At 58.5% G+C, this 16,759-nt stretch carries 22 protein-coding genes and 1 pseudogene; 16 read left to right on the top strand and 7 right to left on the bottom strand.

All coding sequences use genetic code 11. The features are described 5' to 3' along the window. The first annotated feature begins 79 nt into the window (after positions 1-79). Positions 80-1,141: an AI-2E family transporter gene (locus PMI27_RS16785; protein WP_008148374.1), complete on the top strand. Its 1,062-nt coding sequence runs from the start codon at positions 80-82 to the stop codon at positions 1,139-1,141. On the opposite strand, the gene PMI27_RS16790 is transcribed toward PMI27_RS16785, so the two are convergent. From PMI27_RS16790 to PMI27_RS16800, 3 genes are all read right to left on the bottom strand, one after another. Continuing rightward, on the bottom strand, positions 1,138-1,320 hold the full coding sequence (locus tag PMI27_RS16790; RefSeq protein ID WP_008148376.1) for a hypothetical protein: 183 nt from the start codon (positions 1,318-1,320) through the stop codon (positions 1,138-1,140). The two genes, PMI27_RS16785 and PMI27_RS16790, sit on opposite strands and share 4 nt — an antisense overlap. A gap of 100 nt (positions 1,321-1,420) precedes the next feature. Continuing rightward, positions 1,421-1,615, bottom strand: coding sequence for a hypothetical protein (locus PMI27_RS16795; RefSeq protein ID WP_003179723.1), 195 nt, complete (start codon positions 1,613-1,615; stop codon positions 1,421-1,423). Between the two features lie 235 nt (positions 1,616-1,850). After that, positions 1,851-2,222 (bottom strand): hypothetical protein, encoded by a 372-nt coding sequence (locus PMI27_RS16800; protein WP_008148380.1) that lies wholly within the window; start codon positions 2,220-2,222, stop codon positions 1,851-1,853. Positions 2,223-2,467: 245 nt separating this feature from the next. Between PMI27_RS16800 and PMI27_RS16805 the strand changes: the two genes are divergently transcribed. Both PMI27_RS16805 and PMI27_RS16810 read left to right on the top strand, forming a co-directional pair. Continuing rightward, entirely contained in the window at positions 2,468-3,307 is an 840-nt protein-coding gene (locus tag PMI27_RS16805) for a shikimate 5-dehydrogenase (RefSeq protein WP_008148382.1), read from the top strand. A 24-nt stretch (positions 3,308-3,331) separates the two neighbouring features. Continuing rightward, complete coding sequence (locus PMI27_RS16810; protein ID WP_008148385.1) at positions 3,332-3,850, top strand: cupin domain-containing protein; 519 nt, start codon at positions 3,332-3,334, stop codon at positions 3,848-3,850. Between the two features lie 182 nt (positions 3,851-4,032). Here the strand turns inward: PMI27_RS16810 and PMI27_RS16815 are convergent, their stop codons facing one another. Next, the gene (locus tag PMI27_RS16815; protein WP_008148388.1) at positions 4,033-4,680 is read right to left on the bottom strand and encodes a YceH family protein; all 648 of its coding nucleotides are present in this window, start codon (positions 4,678-4,680) and stop codon (positions 4,033-4,035) included. Positions 4,681-4,841: 161 nt separating this feature from the next. Between PMI27_RS16815 and PMI27_RS31775 the strand changes: the two genes are divergently transcribed. From PMI27_RS31775 to PMI27_RS16845, 7 genes are all read left to right on the top strand, one after another. Further along, positions 4,842-4,991, top strand: coding sequence for a hypothetical protein (locus tag PMI27_RS31775; protein ID WP_008148390.1), 150 nt, complete (start codon positions 4,842-4,844; stop codon positions 4,989-4,991). Then, a complete protein-coding gene (locus PMI27_RS16820; RefSeq protein WP_008148392.1) occupies positions 4,988-5,965 on the top strand; it encodes an NAD-dependent epimerase in 978 nt (325 codons plus the stop codon). Before PMI27_RS31775 ends, PMI27_RS16820 begins: the two co-directional genes overlap by 4 nt. A 48-nt stretch (positions 5,966-6,013) precedes the next feature. Then, positions 6,014-6,754 carry a glycosyltransferase family 2 protein gene (locus tag PMI27_RS16825; RefSeq protein ID WP_008148394.1) on the top strand — a complete coding sequence of 247 codons (741 nt, stop codon included), beginning with the start codon at positions 6,014-6,016 and terminating at the stop codon, positions 6,752-6,754. After that, on the top strand, positions 6,751-7,029 hold the full coding sequence (locus PMI27_RS16830) for a lipid-A-disaccharide synthase N-terminal domain-containing protein (protein ID WP_008148397.1): 279 nt from the start codon (positions 6,751-6,753) through the stop codon (positions 7,027-7,029). The genes PMI27_RS16825 and PMI27_RS16830 overlap by 4 nt, the downstream gene beginning before the upstream one ends. Before the next feature lie 3 nt (positions 7,030-7,032). Continuing rightward, the gene (locus PMI27_RS16835; RefSeq protein ID WP_008148398.1) at positions 7,033-8,553 is read left to right on the top strand and encodes an ArnT family glycosyltransferase; all 1,521 of its coding nucleotides are present in this window, start codon (positions 7,033-7,035) and stop codon (positions 8,551-8,553) included. After that, positions 8,550-9,488 (top strand): SdiA-regulated domain-containing protein, encoded by a 939-nt coding sequence (locus PMI27_RS16840; RefSeq protein WP_008148400.1) that lies wholly within the window; start codon positions 8,550-8,552, stop codon positions 9,486-9,488. The genes PMI27_RS16835 and PMI27_RS16840 overlap by 4 nt, the downstream gene beginning before the upstream one ends. 154 nt (positions 9,489-9,642) lie before the next feature. Next, complete coding sequence (locus PMI27_RS16845; RefSeq protein ID WP_008148402.1) at positions 9,643-10,152, top strand: DUF1993 domain-containing protein; 510 nt, start codon at positions 9,643-9,645, stop codon at positions 10,150-10,152. A gap of 163 nt (positions 10,153-10,315) precedes the next feature. On the opposite strand, the gene sstT is transcribed toward PMI27_RS16845, so the two are convergent. Further along, positions 10,316-11,548, bottom strand: a complete 1,233-nt coding sequence (gene sstT / locus PMI27_RS16850) for a serine/threonine transporter SstT (RefSeq protein WP_008148404.1) — start codon at positions 11,546-11,548, stop codon at positions 10,316-10,318. Positions 11,549-11,829: 281 nt separating this feature from the next. On the opposite strand from sstT, the gene PMI27_RS16855 reads away from it, so the two are divergent. Continuing rightward, entirely contained in the window at positions 11,830-12,984 is a 1,155-nt protein-coding gene (locus PMI27_RS16855; protein ID WP_008148406.1) for an MFS transporter, read from the top strand. 4 nt (positions 12,985-12,988) lie between these two features. Here the strand turns inward: PMI27_RS16855 and nhaR are convergent, their stop codons facing one another. Then, on the bottom strand, positions 12,989-13,888 hold the full coding sequence (gene nhaR, locus PMI27_RS16860) for a transcriptional activator NhaR (RefSeq protein WP_008148408.1): 900 nt from the start codon (positions 13,886-13,888) through the stop codon (positions 12,989-12,991). Positions 13,889-14,022: 134 nt separating this feature from the next. Between nhaR and PMI27_RS16865 the strand changes: the two genes are divergently transcribed. Together PMI27_RS16865 and PMI27_RS16870 are read left to right on the top strand one after the other, a co-directional pair. After that, a complete protein-coding gene (locus tag PMI27_RS16865) occupies positions 14,023-14,265 on the top strand; it encodes a hypothetical protein (protein WP_008148410.1) in 243 nt (80 codons plus the stop codon). Positions 14,266-14,293: 28 nt separating this feature from the next. After that, complete coding sequence (locus PMI27_RS16870) at positions 14,294-15,043, top strand: TerC family protein (protein WP_008148411.1); 750 nt, start codon at positions 14,294-14,296, stop codon at positions 15,041-15,043. Between the two features lie 79 nt (positions 15,044-15,122). Here PMI27_RS16870 and PMI27_RS31890 read toward each other — a convergent pair whose 3' ends face one another. Further along, positions 15,123-15,290, bottom strand: coding sequence for a hypothetical protein (locus PMI27_RS31890; protein WP_177327851.1), 168 nt, complete (start codon positions 15,288-15,290; stop codon positions 15,123-15,125). A gap of 167 nt (positions 15,291-15,457) precedes the next feature. On the opposite strand from PMI27_RS31890, the pseudogene PMI27_RS16875 reads away from it, so the two are divergent. The 3 genes and pseudogenes from PMI27_RS16875 (at position 15,458) to PMI27_RS30440 (ending at position 16,721) form a co-directional block, all read left to right on the top strand. Continuing rightward, positions 15,458-16,187, top strand: a pseudogene (locus PMI27_RS16875) (peptidase C39 family protein). Between the two features lie 94 nt (positions 16,188-16,281). Then, positions 16,282-16,488 (top strand): DUF6021 family protein, encoded by a 207-nt coding sequence (locus tag PMI27_RS16880; protein ID WP_008148414.1) that lies wholly within the window; start codon positions 16,282-16,284, stop codon positions 16,486-16,488. Between the two features lie 17 nt (positions 16,489-16,505). Beyond that, complete coding sequence (locus PMI27_RS30440; protein ID WP_008148417.1) at positions 16,506-16,721, top strand: hypothetical protein; 216 nt, start codon at positions 16,506-16,508, stop codon at positions 16,719-16,721. Positions 16,722-16,759 lie beyond the last annotated feature (38 nt).

The raw sequence follows: 16,759 nt of genomic DNA, 5'->3' as shown, positions 1-16,759 counted from the left end.
GGATGGCACTCGCGCGAACCGTGGCGGACTAAGCATCAGGACGCAACATTGTGTCCTTGCGGACTGACATGGATCGGACATGAACGAAGAGACAGTACAAAACAAATCACTGGTGATCTTACTGGGGCTGGTCACTGCCGCCTTCATCTGGATTTTGCTGCCGTTTTACGGCGCGGTGTTCTGGGCGGTGATCCTCGGCATCCTCTTCGCGCCCCTGCACCGACGACTGCAACTGAAGTTCGGCTGGGAGCGCAATCTGACGTCGCTGCTCACCCTGAGCATCTGCCTGTTGATCGCGATTCTGCCGGTGATTGTCCTCAGTATCTTGCTGGTTCAAGAAGGGGCCGCGGTCTACCACCGCATCGAAAGCGGCGAACTGGACATCGCCGGGTATGTGACGCATTTAAAACACAGCTTGCCGCCGTACTTCCAGCACTTGCTCGATCGGGCCGGAGTAGGCGAGCTGGACGGGCTGCGGGAGAAAATCATCAAGAGTGCGGTGTCAGGCAATGAGTACATTGCCAACAAAGCCTTCAGTTTTGGTCAGGGTACGTTCGATTTCGTGGTGAGCTTTTTCATCATGCTCTACCTGTTGTTCTTCTTTCTGCGGGACGGCGCCGAACTGGCACGTAAAGTTCGCGCGGCGGTGCCGCTGCAGGAGCACCAGAAACGCCGTTTGCAACTCAAGTTCAATCGCGTGGTTCGAGCGACAGTGAAGGGCAACCTGCTGGTGGCGATCACGCAGGGCGCATTGGGCGGTTTGATTTTCTGGTTTCTGGATATTCCGAGCGCGTTGCTCTGGGCGGTGCTGATGGCGTTTCTGTCGCTGTTGCCAGCGGTGGGGGCGGGGATTGTCTGGGCCCCGGTGGCGGCGTTTTTCCTGTTCGCCGGAGCGATCTGGCAGGGCGTGGTACTGGTGCTGTTCGGGATTTTTGTGATCGGCCTGGTGGATAACGTGCTGCGACCGATCCTGGTGGGCAAGGATACCAAGATGCCGGACTATCTGATCCTGATCTCGACCCTTGGCGGTCTGGCGATCTTCGGCCTCAATGGCTTTGTGATCGGGCCGTTGATCGCTGCGCTGTTCATGTCGAGTTGGGCAATTTTCATTGAAACCAAGCCGCGGGTGCAGTTGCCTTAAGCGCTGATGTGGCCTAGGCCGATGCGTTGCGACAGTGCCTGGGCGGCCGGCAGCGAGGTGAGCGGACCGCTGATCGGTTCGCCGTCCTGCACCAGATACCAACAGGCGAGCAATCCTAGCTCTCTGAGCGGTGCGGGAACGGCACTGCCGATAACGGACATGATCTGAATCTGGGACATAAGTACCTCCATCAATCGATGGAGCTACCTTACGGACCTGACGCTTGAACGGACAATCAACGCTTTCGATAGTCGTCATTGATGCCAATGAGTCGTCGGATCAGTCGACCACCAGATCCAGCATATGAACCACTTCCTGCTCGTTGAGCAGTCCTTTTCGCACCAGGTTTTCTGCCAGCAGCGAAAGAAACTTGGCGCTGCGATGGCCTTCCAGGTGCTTGAGTTCGGTCAATGCGTTGTACACCTTGCTGGAAGTGCACAAGCCGACGATGCGGTGCGGGTTTTGCGTGGGCATGAGGTCGTCCTTGTTTTTATCAACCTGTTGTTAACGGACGGATCCAAGAGTGCGGACCCGACATGACATAAATATGACCGTTTTCCCCAAAGCGGGGGAAGGATGGCGAGTCAATCTTGCCAACTTGCGCCGCAAAGACTGTCCCGACAGCGACCTTGGCGAGATTTATCCAGACCTCCGCCGACGGACGGTCACAAAAAAGGCCCCGCTGTTGAGGCGGGGCCTGATGATTCCGTTACCAGCGGCCATAACCGCGGGGAGGGCCGTAGTAACCGCGTGGTGGACCGTAATAACCACGTGGTGGGCCGTAATAAACCGGCGGCGGGCCGTAATAGACCGGTTGCTGCACGTAGACCGGTGCCGGCTGGTAATAAACCGGTGGCGGGCCGTAGTAAACCGGTTGTGGCTGAACGTAAACCGGTTGCTGTACATAGACCGGGCGATTGCTGTTGATGAGGGCCGAACCGACGATGGCCGAGCCAACGATCGCACCAAATACCGCCGGTCCTTCCCAACCGTGACCGCCGTGACCGCCGCCAGCCTCTGCCTGCCCTGCGATAGCAAGAGCACCGATCAGCAAGGCTACTGTGGGGATTTTACGGATCATGATAGTTCCTCGGTTCTTCGCCCCGGCGCTTGTGTCTGCAATAGACCCAAGGATTGTCGCGGGGATACTTCTAAGACAGCTTTTTTTTCAAAATCAGCACAGCCATTGGGTAAATTTTGTGTAAGGTCTGTACTCGCTTCTTTACGGTTCCGTGAGGCCACGTGCAGACACACCGTTATGATCGATCAGACCCGCTGGATTGGCTAATCCCGTCCATCTGAAAGTGCTATTGAAGGAGATTTTTCATGCAGATGAACCCCGACAGAGACACCCTGCTGTGCATGTCGCTTTCCGCACGCCCCGGGAACTTCGGCCTGCGGTTTCACAATCATCTGTATGAGCAACTGAACCTGAATTTTTACTACAAGGCCTTCAGCAGTCAGGATCTGCCAGGCGCCGTTGGCGGCATTCGCGCCTTGGGGATTCGTGGTTGCGGCGTGTCGATGCCGTTCAAGGAGGCGTGCATTGCCCTGGTCGATGAACTGGACCCCTCCGCGGCGGCCATTCAATCGATCAACACCATCGTAAACACTAACGGCCATCTCAAGGCTTACAACACCGATTACATCGCGATCGCCCAGTTGCTTGATACCCACCAGGTGCCGAAGGAATTGACCTTTGCCCTGCGCGGCAGCGGCGGCATGGCCAAGGCTGTGGCCAGTGCCTTGCGTGATGGCGGCTACAAAAATGGCCTGATTGTTGCCCGCAACGAGCGTGCCGGACGGGCGTTGGCCGAATCGCTGGGCTATCGATGGCAAGCGGAGCTTGGCTCGGAGCGGCCGCAGATGTTGATCAACGTCACACCGATTGGCATGAACGGCCCTGAGGCCGATCAGTTGGCGTTCGATGCTGAAACCATCGCTGCTGCCGAGACTGTCTTCGATGTCGTGGCAGTCCCCTCGGAAACACCATTGATTGTGCGCGCTCGTGCTGAAGGCAAGCGAGTGATCACCGGGCTGGAAGTGATCGCGATCCAGGCACTTGAGCAGTTCGTGCTGTACACCGGCGTGCGGCCGACCGATGAGCAGTTTCACAAAGCCGTGGAATTTGCCCGCAGTGGCCACGGCTCTCCTGCTGCCCAGTAAGCGAAACCGAGACTGAGGTGACTCATGCATCCTGCCATTCTTAATCTGGATCAGGCCGAACTTGAGCCGCTGCCCGAAGCGTTTGCCCCGACGGGAGACACCGCCGACCGCTATCAGCAACGGCAGGCGCGCATCGGCCAGCAACTTGGCGCGCAGAAGCTGGGTTATCGCCTGTACGCGCTGGAACCGGGGATGCGTGGCAGCCCGTTTCACAGTCATCGGGTCAATGAGGAAATGTTTTACATCGTGGCCGGGGAAGGGGAGATTCGCCTGGGCGCCGAGCGCTTTCCCGTTCGCGCCGGTGATGTCATTGCCTGCCCGCCGGGCGGCCCTGAAGCCGCGCACCAGATCATCAACACCAGCAACGCTGAGCTGCGCTACCTGGCAGTCAGCACCCAACAATCACCCGAGATTTGCGAGTACCCGGATTCCGGCAAGTATGCGGTGATGGACGACTTCAAGGTCGATGCCGAGGGCAATGCCTCGGGCTTCGTCGCCATCGCCCGGCCGGCCGACGGCGTGGATTACTGGGACGGCGAATAATCACGGCCTGTAGCAGCTGCGTTGTGGTGAGGGGATTTATCGAAACGTCGCACCGCCCCGTTGGGCTGCGAAGCGGCCCCTGTTTTTCCAGCCACACCGCGTCCAATGGATTACGACGGCTTCGCCGCCGAACGGGGATAAATCCCCTCGCCACAACGCAGCTGCTACATAGACCGTGTTGTTTATTCGAGGCGGGCCAGTCGCTCTTCCAGCGCTGCAATTCGCGCTTCCAGCTCTTCGATCCGCTCAACCGATACGCCGCCACCCGCGCCACGCTCGGTCGGGTTCTGCCGTGCCGTCAGGATCACTTCGATGTCCGCCGGGTCGCCCAAGGCGTGCATGTAGCGGTCTTCCCGTTGACCGGCCTGGCGCGGAATCAGCAGTGCCAGATCGCGAGCAATCAGCCGTTCCAGTTGATGCACCACCTGTTCGGCATCTTCAAAGTCATGCATGCGGCCGCTGCGGGTCAGCAGTTCATTGACCGTCTGTGGGCCGCGAAGGAATAACAGCCCCGTCAAAATCACTTGAGCGGGCACCAGTTCCAGTGCCTTGTCGACTTTGTGTTCCCAGCGATCCGCACGACTGCCCATCACCAGTTTGGTAAAACCGCGACCTTCGAGGGCGCGCAGACTTTGGCCGACCTGACCCTGGGTCAGGTTCATCACCGGCTCGCGGCTGGTTTTCTGGTTGCAGGCAATCACCAGCGCATTGAGCGTCAGCGGATAGGTTTCCGGGCTGGTGGCCTGTTTCTCGATCAGCGAGCCCAGTATGCGGATTTCCGTGCTGTTAAGCCGCGGCTCGTCGAACGTTGTCTCTTGCTCAGTACTCATGGTTCTGCGTCCTTCCCGGGGTCAATTTTTTCTCCTGCTGGCATGCACTTTAGATTGACGTGTGTCAATGGCAACTGAATTCGTCACGCCTTCCTGGTAATCGTCACAAAACCTAAATGAATAATTAACGCTATTTTTACAAACTGACGAGCAACGTATGCATGGCCGAGAACTGGCCGGCCGTATTGCGGGCATCTGGTAGTTCTCCCATCGACGATACAAGCCTTACTGACTGGACTATGGAGCAAAGCATGAAGCTGACGTGGGTATTGGCCAAGAACAATGCGCTGATCGGCGCGAACTCCCAATGACTGTTCTGGTCACTGGCGCCGCCGGCTTCATCGGGTATCACACTGTTAAGCGTTTGTGCCGGGAAGGCCTTGAAGTCATCGGCATCGACAACCTCAACGACTATTACAGTGTTGAGCTTAAGCGTGCACGGCTTAACGACCTTGCATCCTTGCCAGGCTTTCGTTTTCAGACCCTGGATATCGTCGACAAACCGGCACTGATGGCGTTGTTCAAAGAACATCGTTTTACCGAGGTTGTGCACCTGGCGGCCCAGGCGGGTGTTCGCTATTCACTGGACAACCCGGACGTCTACGCGCAATCGAACCTGGTGGGTTTTCTGAATGTGCTGGAAGCGTGCCGTCACTATCATCCCGAGCACCTGATCTATGCATCAAGCAGCTCGGTGTACGGTACCAACAGCAAAATGCCGTTCAGTGTTGAAGACGCTGTCGATCATCCCATTTCACTGTACGCGGCCAGCAAACGTGCTAATGAGTTGATGGCTCACAGCTACTGTCATTTGTATGGCCTGAGGGCCAGCGGCCTACGCTTTTTTACCGTTTACGGACCTTGGGGGCGCCCCGACATGGCGCTGTTCAAGTTCACCGAAGCGATCCTCAATGGTTTGCCGATTGATATCTATAATCACGGCCAGATGGCGCGCGACTTCACTTACATCGACGACATTGTCGAAAGCGTCGCCCGTTTGCGCCTTCGGCCGCCGATCCCGGAGGGGGAGGGCGACGGCGTTAACCGGATTTTCAATATCGGGCGCGGCAAGCCGGTAGCACTGCTGGAGTTCGTCGATTGTCTGGAATCGACGCTGGGGATCAAAGCGCAACGCAACTTTCTACCACTGCAGCCTGGCGATGTGGTCAAGACTTGGGCTGACGTGTCGGCATTGACCCAATGGGTCGACTTCCATCCTCAGGTGACGGTGGAAGCGGGTGTAGCGGAATTTGTGAAGTGGTATCGCCACTTTTATCAGAGATGAAATGTTCGCCCTTGATAATAAGAAACCAAGGATTAAAGGGGGGACCCTATGAGTCATGAAATTTTTGTATCTGTACTGATTCCGGCAAAAAATGAAGCAAACAACCTAAAGCCCTTGATTGAAGAAGTGCGCACAGCCTTGGCCGACGAGGCGTACGAAATCATCGTCGTGGACGATGGCAGTACCGATGCCACCTTGCACGAACTGCGGCAGATCAAAAACAATGGCCTGAGCACACTGCGGATCCTGCGTCATGAGCGTTCGCTTGGGCAAAGCACCTCGCTTTACCATGCGGCGCTGGCTGCCAAGGGGCAGTGGCTGGCCACGCTCGATGGCGACGGCCAGAACGATCCTGCGGACATCCCCGGGATGTTGGCGCTGGTGCGTGGTGAACAAGGGCTGGCCGGCCTTCAGTTGGTGGCCGGGCACCGGATCAACCGCCGCGACAACGCGAGCAAGCGCTGGGCTTCACGGTTTGCCAATGGATTGCGCAGCCGCATGCTCAAGGACCAGACACCGGACACCGGGTGTGGATTGAAGTTGATCGAGCGGGCGGCGTTTCTGCGCCTGCCGTACTTCGATCATATGCATCGGTACATTCCTGCACTGATCCAGCGCCATAACGGCCGAATGATCACTCATCCAGTCAACCACCGTCACCGCACAGCCGGGGTCTCCAAATACGGCAACCTGGACCGTGCCCTGGTGGGCATTCTCGACCTGATCGGCGTCTGGTGGCTGATCCGGCGCACGCGCCTGAACGCCACTGCGCAGGAAATCGAAGGATGAATCTCTCCCGTGAAACCCTGTGGCTGGTGGTCGGCTTCGCCGGCCAGATAGCCTTTACCGGTCGCTTCGTCTTGCAGTGGCTTTACAGCGAATACAAGAAACGCAGCGTGATTCCAGTGAGTTTCTGGTACCTGAGCATCGTCGGTAGCGCCCTGCTGCTCGCTTATGCCATTTACCGGGAGGACCCGGTGTTCATTGCCGGTCAAGCCTTTGGCTCGATCGTTTATCTGCGCAATTTGCAGTTGATTGCTCGCAGCAAACACTTAAAGGACTGAGTCATGCGCAGAACGTTATCACCCCGGGTCGAATGCCTGGGTTTGATGTTACTCGCCCTGGTTTTGATCGGTGCCGGACTGGGGCTGCGTCAGCCGCAGAACGTTGACGAGGAGCGATTCCTTGGCGTTGCGCTCGAGATGCTGCAGCACGGCTCATGGCTGATTCCACACCGTGCGGCAGAGATCTATGGCGACAAACCGCCGATTTTCATGTGGACGGTGGCGTTCTTCGCCTGGCTCACCGGGAAACCCTCCATCGCCCTGTATCTGCCGGGTCTTCTATCGGCCGTTACGGTCACCGCCGTGGTTTATGACTTGGGCCGCCGGTTATGGCATCAACGTACCGGCCGGATGGCGGCGCTCTTGTACCTGGCGACCTATCAGACCTACAGCATCCTGCAGACCGGCCAGATCGACAGCTTTTTGATTCTGTTCACCTCCGTGGGTATGTACGGTCTGGCGCGGCACCTGTTGCTCGGGCCGGCCTGGCGCTGGTTCTACCTGGGCTGCGCCGCCATGGGCATTGGTGTGATCACCAAAGGGGTTGGCTTCGTTCCGGCCCTGATGCTGATTCCGTATGCCTATGCGGTGCGCAAAGGCTGGCCCGGTGTGGTGGCCATGCCCGGCGAGGCGCGCAAGTGGCTGCTGGGGCTGCTGGTCATGCTGGGCGCCATCGCGATCTGGTTACTGCCTTTGGCCTTGTCCATCGCGCTCAATGGCACTGCTGAAGAGATCGCCTATGCGCGAGAAATTCTGCTGCGCCAGACCGCGGGACGCTATGCCGCCGCCTGGGACCATCGCGAGCCGTTCTGGTATTTCTTCGTTCACGTGATCCCCCAATATTGGTTGCCGCTGGTGCTGGCATTGCCGTGGCTGGTGCCCGCTTGGCGCCGGCAACTGCGCAAGCACGACGGCCGAGTGCTGGTGCTGCTGGGCTGGGTCGTGCTGGTGGTGCTGTTTTTCTGTATCAGCAGCGGCAAGCGCAAGTTGTACATCTACCCGGCGCTGCCCGGGCTGGTGCTGGTGGCTGCACCGCTGATTCCCTGGTTGCTCAAGCGCTGGTTCAGTCGCCGTCCGCGTGGTCGGCGGGTATTCCAGGCGTTGGTCGTGACCTGGTTTGCGCTTTGGATTGCCCGCGGTTTCATCGAACCGATCAAGGACGGTCCCAACCCTCACGAAGCGATCATGGCGCAAGCGGCGACCATGACCCAAGGCGCCGACCTGGTGTTGGTCAATTGGCGCGAGGGCCATTGGCTGTTCGCGCGACAACCGATCGTGCACTTCGGGATGGTCGGCTCCACGGTCGAGCAGGCGGCACTGTGGTTGCGCGAACATCCTCGGGCGTATGCCTTGGTCCCCGACGAACTGTTGAGCCAGTGTTTCAATCCTCAGGCCGCGCGTGAGTTGGGCGAAACCTCCCGAGCGCACTGGTCGATCGTCGGTGCCGATGCCGATAACGGCCAATGCCATCCGGGACAACCCGTCAATGTCTATCGATTTACCTGGGATCAAGAAAAAGTATGAGCAAGGCAAGGAAGGCTGGAATTGTTCTGATCGCCGCGCTGGTCGGCGTTAGTGGGGTTTTCGTTCATTTTGGCTTGCCCGGGCAGTTGTACGCGCACTGGCATAACAGCTGGTATGGCAATCAGGCGCCAGACAAAAATATCTGGCTGCCAGACTACAAGGTCGCGATCGAAGGCAAACCGATCCCGGGCATCACCGATTTGTCCGGTCTCGCCTATGACCCTGATCACGACCGCATTCTGGGTATCACCAATGGTGTGCCTATGGAAATTCTGGCGCTGACCCGTGACGGCGATTTGCTCGAGCGCTACCCATTGATCGGTTTTGAGGACACCGAAGGCATCGCTTACATGGGCAAAGGGCGGGTGGTCATCGTTGATGAACAGCAGCAGCGGCTGCACATTTTTACCCTGCCGGAGACCGCTGGACCCATCCGTGCGGATCAAACTGAATCACTCGCCATCGAGATCAACCTCAGCGAGCATAACAAGGGGTTTGAAGGTGTGACCTATGACCCGGCCAATGACCGCATCTTCGCCATCAAGGAGCGTGATCCGCGGCAACTGTACTCAATCACCGGCATGCTCGGCTCCATTGGCAACCGAATGCAGATCCGTATCAAGGACTTGACGGCCTGGGTCGACCGCGGCGTTTTCAGCAAAGACCTTTCCGAGGGTTACTACGATCCTCGGACCGGCCACTTACTGTTGCTGAGCGAACAGTCCAGCAACCTGACCGAACTGGACCAGCAGGGTAACTTCGTCAGTATTCTCTCCCTGCGCGCCTTGGCCGGTGACCTCAAGCATACGCTGCCGCAAGCCGAAGGCATGACCATGGACAATAAAGGCGAGCTTTACATTGTGAGCGAGCCCAACCTGTTTTACCGGTTCACCCAAACGAAGGCCGGTCTGTCGGCGAGCGCAGAAAAACACTGATAACGTTGAAGTTTTCATGCCGGCGGGGCTAACGTGCGCAGATTGTTCAGAGCTTGCGCTGCGTTTCCCCTTCCGGATAAAAGACCCGCCGCAGGGGGACCGTGCATGGCTATAATCGCCCCACGTTTCCCTCCTGTCACAACACGAGACTGCCATGACTATTTCTCTGTACGCCGCTTCCGTTCCGGTTTTCAAACAAATGCTCAACGCCCTGAGCGACGTTTTGAACAAGGCCGAAGCCCACGCCACCGCCAAGAACATCGACCCAAACGCCTTCCTGCAAGCCCGTCTGTACCCGGACATGTTCCCGCTGGTCCGTCAGGTGCAGATCGCCGTTGATTTCGCCAAGGGCGTTTCCGCGCGTCTGGCCGAAGTTGAACTGCCAAAGTACGACGACACCGAAACCACCTTCGCTGAGCTGCAAGCGCTGATCGCCAAAGTGCTGGCCTTCATCGGCGAGATCAAACCGGAACAGATCGACGGCAAGGAAGGCATCGAAATCATCACCCGTCAGGGCACGCCGAAAGAGAAGCGCTTCACCGGCCAGGCTTACCTGCTGAGCTACGGTCTGCCGCAATTCTTCTTCCACGTCACCACCACCTACGCACTGCTGCGTCACAACGGTGTGGAAGTGGGCAAGCGCGATTACATGGGCGCGTTCTAAACCTCCCGGATACACAAAAGCCCGCCAAGGTTCGCGCCTTGGTGGGCTTTTTTTTGGTGAATCAAAAGATCGCAGCCTCGTTTCACTCGACAGCTCCTACAGGGGTAAGCATTTCAATGTAGGAGCTGTCGAGTGAAACGAGGCTGCGATCTTTTGATCTTTGTTACGCCATACGCTCGGCTTTCTCGTCTTCGCCCAGGCACGCCGCCGCGGTGAACAGCACGTCGGTGGAGGAGTTCAGCGCCGTTTCCGCCGAGTCCTGCAGCACACCGATGATGAACCCGACGGCCACCACCTGCATGGCGATTTCACTGGGGATGCCAAACAGGCTGCACGCCAGTGGAATCAACAGCAACGAGCCGCCCGCCACGCCCGAAGCGCCACAGGCACAGATCGCCGCGACGATGCTCAACAGGATGGCGGTCGGAATGTCCACGGCGATGCCCAGCGTATGCACGGCGGCCAGGGTCAGCACGGTAATGGTGATCGCCGCGCCCGCCATGTTGATGGTTGCGCCCAGCGGGATCGAGACCGAGTAGGTGTCTTCGTGCAGGCCCAGGCGCTTGCTCAATTCCAGATTGACCGGAATGTTCGCCGCCGAGCTGCGGGTAAAAAACGCAGTGATGCCGCTTTCGCGCAAGCACGTGATCACCAGCGGATACGGGTTGCGACGCAGCTTCCAGAACACGATGACCGGGTTCATCACCAGCGCTACAAACAGCATGCAGCCCAGCAGCACTGCCAGCAGATGCACATAGCCGATCAAGGCGCCGAAACCGGAGGTGGCGAGGGTCGAAGCCACCAGGCCGAAGATCCCCAGTGGCGCAAAACGAATCACCAAACGCACGATCAGGGTCACGCCGTTGGATAAGTCGCCGAGTACTTCGCGAGTGGTGTCACCGGCATGGCGAATGGCAACGCCCATGCCAATCGCCCACGCCAGAATGCCGATGAAGTTGGCATTCATCAGTGCGCTGACCGGGTTGTCGACCACGCTCAACAACAGACTTTGCAGCACTTCACTGATACCGCCCGGCGCGGTGACAGCAACGTCGTGAGTGGCCAATACCAGGCTCGACGGGAACAACGTACTGGCGATAACGGCCACCACCGCCGCCGCAAACGTTCCCAGCAGATACAGAAACAGAATCGGCCGGATGTGGGTTTCCTGGCCGTGCTTGTGGTTGGCAATCGAGGCCATGACCAGCACGAACACCAGAATCGGCGCGACAGCTTTAAGCGCCGATACGAAGACTTTGCCGATGAACGCGGTGGACTTCGCCACCTCCGGCGCGAACAGGGCCAGGGCAATCCCGGCGATTAGGCCGATGATGATTTGTGTAACCAGGCTCAAGCGTTTCAGGCGTAACCATAGCGAAGGGGATGAAGCGGTCATAAAACGGCATCTCTGATTTTATTAGGTGCGGGGGTATCGCGACATCAATGCCAATCAATGGCCGATGAACAGGGTGTACGTATCGCAGGGCGCGGACTTTATCACAGCGTGGTCTTCATCCTTCAGACCTGTGACGATCTGCCGCCCGCGGGATCAACGAGATCGGCAGGTTCGTGCAACCCTGATCGGAAACACTCTGTTAAGATTCGCCATCCTCATTTTCAAGTCATGCCAGTGGGCCTTCGGGCTATCGCTGGTGTCGTCGTTTTCTGGAGTTCTGCATGCTGTTGCCCATCCTTCTGTTGTCCGCTGCCGGTTTCACGGTGCTGACCACGGAATTCATCATCGTCGGCCTGTTGCCGGCGATCGCTCGAGACCTTGATGTCAGCATCCCCCAAGCGGGTTTGCTGGTGACCTTGTTCGCCTTTACGGTCGCTGCATTCGGGCCGTTCCTGACCGCGTACTTCGCAAGGTTCGAGCGCCGCAAATTGTTCATCTCGGTGCTGATCATGTTCGGTCTGGCCAACACACTTGCGGCGTTTGCGCCGAACATCTGGGTGATGTCCGTCGCCCGGTTGATCCCCGCGTTGGGGCTGCCGGTGTTCTGGGCGCTGGCCAGTGAAACCGCGGTGGACATTGTCGGCCCGGACTACGCCGGTCGCGCCATCGCCAAGATAGGTTTCGGGATTGTCTGCGCCACCGTGTTCGGCATTCCGGTGGGCACACTGATCTCCGATGCGTTCGGCTGGCGCAGTGCCTTCGGCATTCTGGCGGTGATCGCGTTTGCCAAGGCGTTGCTGCTGTTTATCTACCTGCCGAAAACCAATCTGCATCAGCATCAAGTCAGTTTCCGCTCGCAGTTCAAGATCCTGCGCAGCCCGCTGATGGTGGGGCATGTGCTGCTGTCGATCCTGGTGTTCAGCGGCATGTTCACCGCCTACACCTACCTGGCGGACATTCTTGAGCGACTGGCCGGTTTCAACGGCACGGTGGTCGGCTGGTGCCTGATGGGCTTCGGTGCGGTCGGCTTGATCGGCAACTCACTGGGCGGCCGCGCGGTGGATCGTCATCCGTTGATGGCTTCGATGATGTTCTGCGCGTTCATGATCGCCGGCCTGGTGGCGTTGGTGCCGAACATTCATTCGCCGCTGGGTCTGGCAGCGGCGATGGGGATCTGGGGCGTGACTCAGGCGGCGTTGTTCCTGGTCAGCCATGTGCGCTTGATGAAGGCTGCACCCGAAGCGCCGGCGTTCGCGGCATCGCTGAACATTGCCGGGGCTAACCTAGGGATCGGCCTGGGCGCCATGATCGGCGGCAGGGTCATCGACGGTGTGGGCCTGCAAGGTCTTGGTTTCGCGGCGGCCGCTTTTATCCTCGCCTCGATCCTCCTGGCCATCGCACTGATGACCTTCAAACCCCGCGAAGTCTGCGCCTGACACCTCACATCTCGGTGAACAGCTCGCGTCGCGCACCTTCGGTAATGGCGACAATGCCGGGGTGCTTGACCTTGCGTTCCACCGAAATGGCGTAGAACGACTCGGTCACCGCGTCGGTCTGGCCAATCAGTTCCACGCCGTATTGGCGTATCACTTCATCGGCAATCACGCTCGGACCAATGAATATCCCGCTGCCGGATTGGCCGAAAGCCTGCATCAAGGCGCTGTCGTCGAACTCGCCGACGATGCGCGGCTGAATCTGCTGCTCGGCAAACCAGCGCTGCAAGCGACTGCGCACCACGGTCTCCGGCCCTGGAATCAGCAGCGGTGCGCCGTGCAGGCTGCGGGGGAAATCCTGACCGTATTGCGCCGCCAGTTCAGCCGTGGCGAAGAAGCTGATCCCGCATTCCCCGAGTTTCTGGCTATAGCCCTTGATGTCCAGGTGCGAGGGCATCGGGCTGTCGGAGATCACCAGGTCGAGCCGCTGGATCGCCAGGTCGGCGAGCAGGCGTTCGAGTTTGTCTTCGCGACAGGTGATGCGCAGCGGCTCGCTCAATTCCATGGTCGGCGCAATCAGGCGATAGACGATGGATTTGGGCACCACATCGGCCACACCTACCCGAAACAGAATCTGCTGTTCGTTGGGCTGTGCTCGCAACATCAGCTCCAGTTCACCGCCCAGCTGAAACATTTGCTCGGCGTAGGGCAGGGTCTGACGGCCGGCTTCGGTGAGTTCCAGCTGCCGGCCAACTCGGCGAAACAGCTCGATGCCATAGGTTTGTTCGAGCAGGGAAATCTGCCCGCTGATGGTCTGCGGCGTCAGGTTCAGCTGCTCGCAGGCGCGCACGATGCTGCCGGTCTTGGCCACCACCCAGAAGTAATGCAGCTGTCGATAGTTGAGCATGGCGACCTAAAGTTCGTTAAAACCGAAGTATAACCGCTAAAAATACGAATTTTCCTGAAGTGTTTGCCTCCCTAGAATGCCCCGCTATCGACGGGTGGCCTTTTCGCTCTGTCTGTTCTATCGAGGAAAGCATCATGAAGCTTAAAACCACGGCACTGCTGATCACGTCTTTGCTGGTATTGGCCGGTTGTGACCAGGCCGAAAAAAGCGCTCAGCAACTGATGGGCAAGGCTGCCGAAACCGCCAAACAAGCGATCGACGACACCCACAAAGCCGCAGAGCAGGCAATCAGTGATGCCACTGGCGGGCTGATCAGCAAGAAAGAACAACCGGCCAAGGAAACGGATAAAACCGAATCTTCGTCCCAGGAAATCTAAACCGTCTTAAACGAGTCAGGACTGACCCATGGAATACCTTTTAGAACTTGCTGCAAGCCCCACCGCCTGGGTCGCCCTGGCGACGTTGATCGTCATGGAAATCGTGCTCGGCATCGATAACCTGATCTTCATTTCGATCCTGACCAACAAACTGCCCGAGCAGCACCGGCAGAAGGCGCGGCGCATTGGTATCGGCATGGCGCTGATCCTGCGACTGGCGCTGCTGAGCACCATCGCGTTCATCGTCCAGTTGACTGAGCCTGTGATCGATATCTTCGGCCAGACGTTCTCCTGGAAGGACATGATCCTGATCGCCGGCGGCCTGTTCCTGTTGTGGAAGGCGACCACCGAGATCCATCACAGCATGGACCCGGCGCCGGATGATCCAACGTCGGCCACTTCGACCGTGACCCTGGGCTTCGCTGCCGCAATCGGTCAGATCCTGATGCTGGACATGGTGTTCTCCATCGACAGCATCATTACCGCTGTCGGCATGACCGAGCATTTGCCGATCATGATCATCGCGGTGGTGGTGTCGGTACTGGTGATGTTGCTGGCGGCTGATCCCCTGGCCAAGTTCATCAACGACAACCCGACGGTGGTGATGCTGGCGCTGGGCTTCCTGATCATGATCGGCATGACGCTGATCGCCGAAGGCTTCGGCGCCCATGTACCGAAAGGCTACGTGTATGCGGCCATGGCGTTCTCGGCGACGATCGAGGGTTTGAACATGATGTCGCGACGGGCGAAGCAGAAGCGAGTAGCCGCTGAAGCTTAACTCGCGCTAAACGAAACGGCCGCCTGCGCTCGAAAGAGCCCAGGCGGCCGTTTTTGTCTGGAGACAGAAGGGCTGTCGGTCAGTGCGCGGTTGCGTGCTGTTCAGCGGTTTTATCGGGTTTCGCCACTGGCGTCGACCGAGCCGGATGATGGTGCCGGCGGGTAATGCGCAGGACCCCCCATAACATGGCGGCGGCAACGGCCAGCCAGCCAGAAATCAACATCACAATGGTCATTGCCAGGCTCATCAGTGCCTCCTCTTCGCCCTGCTGCGGGCACACACTCTTTGCACATGACAGTCTAGTCGCTGCTGTGTTTCAGGCTATTGACCAAAGGTCGGCGGTCACCAATCAGTTCGCTCTATCGAATGCCATCATCTGCCGGTTAAGGCTATACCGCTGCCGCGCGGCGTCCTATGATCGACGACCAAGCCGGGAGCGCGAATACCTGGCGTCTAAATCAAGAGAGTGATGATGGTGCGGGTATTTTCTCGAGTTCGATCTTTAGTGCTGGTCGTTGGCTGCGTAGCAGGTCTGGCTGGCTGCGCGGGGAGTGTGGCACCTGAAATCAAGCGTCTGCCGGAGCGAGTCGAGCTCAGTGGTACGTTCTACCGTGGCGTGGCGAATCAGAGTGGGCCGCAAGTGCTGGCCAGCATGTTGTCCCAGCAAGGCATTGTGATTACGCCAGGCTTGCTCGAAAAACCGTTGCATTTGCCGGGTGCCGAAGCCCAGTTGCAGCAGAACATGCAAAACCTCGCTCGCGAATACGGCATGGTCGTCTATCCCCTCGACAGCAATCTGCCTGCACTGTTGACCCAGGTTGCGGCCGGTTACCCGGTGATGGTGCGCTTCACGGAAGGCTCGGCGCTCTGGGCTGAGCCGCGTTACGCCATTCTTGCCGGGTACAACCGCCAGAAGCAGACAGTGCTGCTGCGCTCGGGCATGAACCGTCGGGAGTTGATGGGCTTCGGTTCGTTTGAATCGGCGCTCAAGGATGCCGGTGGCTGGGCCGTGCTGATTCAGAAGCCGAATCAACTGCCGGCCAATGTCGATCAACAGCGATGGCTCAAGGCCGCGAGCGACCTTGCCCAGGCAGGTCAGGAGCAGGCGGCCGCCAGGGCGAAGAAAGCGCTGAACGCACAATAAGTCCGTTCGTCATCTGTCGGGCACCCCTGCGCTTTGCTGCCCTCTAATGAAATAGGGTCCGGATTTCTCCGGGCCAGACTCAAAGGAGGCGCCCATGGCACATTCCACTACCCCCGTCGGCCCGCACTCGTCTGAGCATTCTTCGGGTGACGAATTGGGCTTCGATCCCGATTCGCCGGACCTCGCCGATCCTCAGGTCGACCCCATCGGACCTGCCAAGGCGCCCAGGGATGTGAAGCCGGGCGACAATACCAAGGCTCCCGCGAAGCCTTACGATCCACTTGCCAATCTGAAACCCTGAGCCTGAGTGAGGTGCGTATGTCTACCGATTCGAGTTTCAACGACAAACGTCCGGACAGCGTTCCAACCACGCTGGAAGAAGGTGTTGACCCCGTGATGGATCCGAACGATCCGTTAAGGGATCCCTTGGCGCGTCCGATGGTAGTGCCAACGGAACATCCCCACCGCACGAGAGATCCGAGTGCCGGGGACGGCATTCCAGATGACGACCAGATGCCGCTGCCCAATGACTGACGCCGGACGAAAAAAAGCCCCGAATAGTCGGGGCTTTC

The organism is Pseudomonas sp. GM41(2012), from assembly GCF_000282315.2.
Classification (GTDB): Bacteria; Pseudomonadota; Gammaproteobacteria; order Pseudomonadales; family Pseudomonadaceae; genus Aquipseudomonas.
This window is presented reverse-complemented; position numbering and strand designations above follow the sequence as displayed.

Coding starts and splice junctions, on each gene's coding strand:
- PMI27_RS16785 (WP_008148374.1), top strand. CDS start 80: ATGAACGAAGAGACAGTACAAAACAAATCACTGGTGATCTTACTGGGG.
- PMI27_RS16790 (WP_008148376.1), bottom strand. CDS start 1,320: ATGTCCCAGATTCAGATCATGTCCGTTATCGGCAGTGCCGTTCCCGCA.
- PMI27_RS16795 (WP_003179723.1), bottom strand. CDS start 1,615: ATGCCCACGCAAAACCCGCACCGCATCGTCGGCTTGTGCACTTCCAGC.
- PMI27_RS16800 (WP_008148380.1), bottom strand. CDS start 2,222: ATGATCCGTAAAATCCCCACAGTAGCCTTGCTGATCGGTGCTCTTGCT.
- PMI27_RS16805 (WP_008148382.1), top strand. CDS start 2,468: ATGCAGATGAACCCCGACAGAGACACCCTGCTGTGCATGTCGCTTTCC.
- PMI27_RS16810 (WP_008148385.1), top strand. CDS start 3,332: ATGCATCCTGCCATTCTTAATCTGGATCAGGCCGAACTTGAGCCGCTG.
- PMI27_RS16815 (WP_008148388.1), bottom strand. CDS start 4,680: ATGAGTACTGAGCAAGAGACAACGTTCGACGAGCCGCGGCTTAACAGC.
- PMI27_RS31775 (WP_008148390.1), top strand. CDS start 4,842: ATGGCCGAGAACTGGCCGGCCGTATTGCGGGCATCTGGTAGTTCTCCC.
- PMI27_RS16820 (WP_008148392.1), top strand. CDS start 4,988: ATGACTGTTCTGGTCACTGGCGCCGCCGGCTTCATCGGGTATCACACT.
- PMI27_RS16825 (WP_008148394.1), top strand. CDS start 6,014: ATGAGTCATGAAATTTTTGTATCTGTACTGATTCCGGCAAAAAATGAA.
- PMI27_RS16830 (WP_008148397.1), top strand. CDS start 6,751: ATGAATCTCTCCCGTGAAACCCTGTGGCTGGTGGTCGGCTTCGCCGGC.
- PMI27_RS16835 (WP_008148398.1), top strand. CDS start 7,033: ATGCGCAGAACGTTATCACCCCGGGTCGAATGCCTGGGTTTGATGTTA.
- PMI27_RS16840 (WP_008148400.1), top strand. CDS start 8,550: ATGAGCAAGGCAAGGAAGGCTGGAATTGTTCTGATCGCCGCGCTGGTC.
- PMI27_RS16845 (WP_008148402.1), top strand. CDS start 9,643: ATGACTATTTCTCTGTACGCCGCTTCCGTTCCGGTTTTCAAACAAATG.
- sstT (WP_008148404.1), bottom strand. CDS start 11,548: ATGACCGCTTCATCCCCTTCGCTATGGTTACGCCTGAAACGCTTGAGC.
- PMI27_RS16855 (WP_008148406.1), top strand. CDS start 11,830: ATGCTGTTGCCCATCCTTCTGTTGTCCGCTGCCGGTTTCACGGTGCTG.
- nhaR (WP_008148408.1), bottom strand. CDS start 13,888: ATGCTCAACTATCGACAGCTGCATTACTTCTGGGTGGTGGCCAAGACC.
- PMI27_RS16865 (WP_008148410.1), top strand. CDS start 14,023: ATGAAGCTTAAAACCACGGCACTGCTGATCACGTCTTTGCTGGTATTG.
- PMI27_RS16870 (WP_008148411.1), top strand. CDS start 14,294: ATGGAATACCTTTTAGAACTTGCTGCAAGCCCCACCGCCTGGGTCGCC.
- PMI27_RS31890 (WP_177327851.1), bottom strand. CDS start 15,290: ATGAGCCTGGCAATGACCATTGTGATGTTGATTTCTGGCTGGCTGGCC.
- PMI27_RS16880 (WP_008148414.1), top strand. CDS start 16,282: ATGGCACATTCCACTACCCCCGTCGGCCCGCACTCGTCTGAGCATTCT.
- PMI27_RS30440 (WP_008148417.1), top strand. CDS start 16,506: ATGTCTACCGATTCGAGTTTCAACGACAAACGTCCGGACAGCGTTCCA.